Source organism: Arthrobacter sp. HMWF013 (genome assembly GCF_003061105.1).
Classification (GTDB): domain Bacteria; phylum Actinomycetota; class Actinomycetes; order Actinomycetales; family Micrococcaceae; genus Arthrobacter.
Genome location: NZ_QAIQ01000487.1, coordinates 1 through 3,048 on the forward strand (window position 1 = coordinate 1; position 3,048 = coordinate 3,048).

The window sequence follows — 3,048 nt, forward strand, 5'->3', positions numbered from 1 at the left end:
CGCCTCCATCACCGCCGGCATGAGATTTCCGACGGCGGTGCCGGACGTCGTGAGGACGGCCGCCGGGGCACCGGTGGCGAGGGCAAGGCCCAGTGCGGTGAAGCCCGCGGACCGCTCGTCGATCCGGACCAGGAGTTCCACCCGGCCGGCAGCTTCCGCTTCGGCCAGGGCGTAGGCCATGGGGGCTGAGCGCGAGCCGGGCGAGACCACCACGTACTGGATGCCGCCGTCGGTCAGTGCGTCGACGGCGAGCCTCGCCGCCGCGAGGGAGTTCAGGGAAGTCACCGGTCCAGTCTGCCACCCCGCGACCCTCTGGCAGTTCCCGTCGCTTTAACCCAGACGCTCTGTCACTTCCCGTCGCTTAAAACCAAACACTTTGGCACCTTCCGTCGCTTAAAACCAAACGCTCTCGCACCTTCCGCGCCCGGTGGCTGGGAAGGTGCGAGAGCGTTGGTTGAATACCTGCAGCAAGTGATAGAGCGTCCGCAGGGGCAGCGGCGGACTAAGCGTCCGTGCGGAACACCTGGATCACGGACGGGCGGGGCGCGCGGGCCTGGCCGCGTGCCGGCGTCGCGCCTTCTTTGACGTAATCCGGGAAGAAGGAGTTCTGCTTCTCGAAGGAACCGTCTTCACCCGGGTGCTGCACGGCGACGAAGACAGTGCGCTCTTCATCGTGGATGATCGGGCCGCAGGTCTCGCCTTCCGCAGGGACAGCAAGGAACTGCTCCACCTTGCCGCGCTCCGCGCCGTCCAGCGTGACCTTGAACAGACCGTCGGCCTTGCCGATGCCGGCGGGGGCGCCGTCGGTGGAGATCCAGAGGTTGCCCGCGGAGTCGAACGCGAGGTTGTCCGGGCATGAGATCGGAGAGACCTTGTCCGCCGGGAAACCGGAGAAGTAGGTGAACTTGTCCGTGGCGGGATCGCCGCACACCATGAGCAGGTTCCAGGTGAACGTGGTGGAAGCCTGGCCGCCGGTCTCGGTGATCTCGACGATGTGGCCGTCGCGGTTCTCGGTGCGCGGATTGACCTCATCGGCCACAGCGTTCGAGCCGACGCCGCGGTTGGAGTTGTTGGTGCAGGCCACGTAGACCTTGCCCGTGTGCAGGCTGGGCTCAACGTCCTCGGCACGGTCCATCTTGGTTGGGCCCACCTTGTCAGCGGCCACGCGGGTGTAAACCAGGATCTGTTCGACGCTCATTCCGTCGACCATGGGCTTGCCGTCCACCACGAGGGGCAACCATTCGCCGGTGCCGTCGAATGAGCCGTCGGAGGGAAGTTCGCCTGCCTTGAAATCGGCCGAGTTGCCCTTGAACTTGGCAACATAGAGGTTGCCCGCGGAGAGCAGGGTCATGTTGTGCTTGCGGTTGCCCTCGATGTACTTGTCCTTGGACACGAACTTGTAGAGGTAGTCGAACCGCTCATCGTCGCCTGAGTATGCCACCACATGCCCGGTTTCGGCGATGATGACGTTGGCGCCCTCGTGCTTGAAGCGGCCCAGCGAGGAGTGCTTCTTCGGGGTGGATGTGGGGTCGAACGGGTCAACTTCGACGATGTAGCCGAAGCGGTTGGCCTCGTTCTCGTAACCGGCCTTGCGGGTGTCGAAACGGTCCTCATCAAGTTCCCACTGCCGGGCAGTGGCCTTGTCGGTGAGGCCGTAGCGCTTGTCATAAGCGGACGCACCCGGCGAGCGGAAGTAGCCGTTGAAGTTTTCCTCACCCGAGAGAATGGTGCCCCACGGGGTGGTGCCGCCGGCGCAGTTGCCCAGGGTGCCCTTGATCCAGCGGCCTTCCCCGTCGTCCTTGGTCTTGACCAGATCGGAACCGGCAGCCGGGCCGGTCAGTTCGTAAGTGGTGTGGTTAAGGTAGCGGCGGTTGAGCGGCGCGCCCTTGACGTAGGTCCACGGCTTGTTTTTGTTTTTGCGCTCCAGCTCGACGACGGAGAGGCCGTGCGCGGCCTGGCCTACGGCCCGCATCTGCGCGGCGGGCATGGTTGCCGGGAACATAATGTTCTCGTTGGTGTATTCGTGGTTCGCGAACAGCACGGCGCGGCGGCCCTTGGTGTCCGGGATCTCGAGAATGTCCGTGTAGTCGTTGTTGTAGCCGAACTGCTTTTCCTGGGCGGCGGCTGTCTGGTTGTTCAGATCGAAGTCCGGGGTGCCGTTGAAGATGGGATCGCCCCAGCGGATCACGGGCTGCCAGATGAAGCCTTCGGGAACAGTGACGGCGTCGACGGCGGCATCCACCGGAGCGATGGGCGTGAACTTCAGCTTCGAGGCGCCGAAGCCCTCTTTCGCTGCGGGTGCCAGGCCGGGACCACCGGCAACAGCCGGTTCCGCGGACGTGATGGCACTGCCGAGTACGACGGCGAGGGCACCTGCGGCACCGAAACCCAAGGCGGCGCGGCGGGACATGGTGGCGGATGCGATATCGCGGAAGTAGCTGTTGGAGCTGGTGTTGCAGACGTCGCCGGAGCAGGCATTGTCACACTTCAGGGCACAGGTGACGGGGCTGCGCTTGCCCTTCGTGTGGCCAAGCATGGGGAGCAGGGAAAATTTGCGGGCTGTCGTTTCAGACAAGGGTTGCCTCCATTGTTGCGATCGGGTCCCGCTCACCCTGTCAGCCCGTTCCGACGTCAAGCCGTCAGCAAGATGAAATCCCGGTTAATCGCCGGTGACCTGCAGGGATATGAGAGAGGATCCGCCGGAAAGCCGCGTTAGGTGAGAGAGCGTCCGTAAAAAACCTGCATTAAGTGAGAGAGCGTTTCGGGGTGGGGGTGAGGAGGGCGTGGACGCGGCGGAGGCGGTCCAGCCACCATTCCCGGCGGTCCGCGGGTGCGGCGAACTGCTCCAGCAGCCCGGCGTCGGCGGCGACGTCGCGGAGGCGGATGGCGCCGTCGTCGGCCACCAGCGGGTCCAGGGTGATGTCCGAGGTGAACAGCGAAACCGTCCCCAGCCCGCACGCATACGGCAGTTCCGGCAGGGCTGCCGCCAGAGCGAGGCCCGCGCGGATGCCCACCGAGGTGTCCAGCGCGGAACTCACGACGGCGGGG

Annotated in this window: 2 protein-coding genes and 1 pseudogene; all 3 read right to left on the reverse strand. The window is 65.1% G+C overall.

Features of this window, described 5'->3' with window-relative positions:
* The coding region (locus tag DBR22_RS17400) for a thiamine pyrophosphate-binding protein (protein WP_258229267.1) at positions 1 to 285 on the reverse strand (285 nt) is incomplete at its 3' end.
* A gap of 217 nt (positions 286 to 502) precedes the next feature.
* Positions 503 to 2,575 carry a PhoX family protein gene (locus tag DBR22_RS17405; protein ID WP_108600058.1) on the reverse strand — a complete coding sequence of 691 codons (2,073 nt, stop codon included), beginning with the start codon at positions 2,573 to 2,575 and terminating at the stop codon, positions 503 to 505.
* A 169-nt stretch (positions 2,576 to 2,744) separates the two neighbouring features.
* Positions 2,745 to 3,048, reverse strand: a pseudogene (locus tag DBR22_RS17410) (o-succinylbenzoate synthase); the annotation flags it as partial.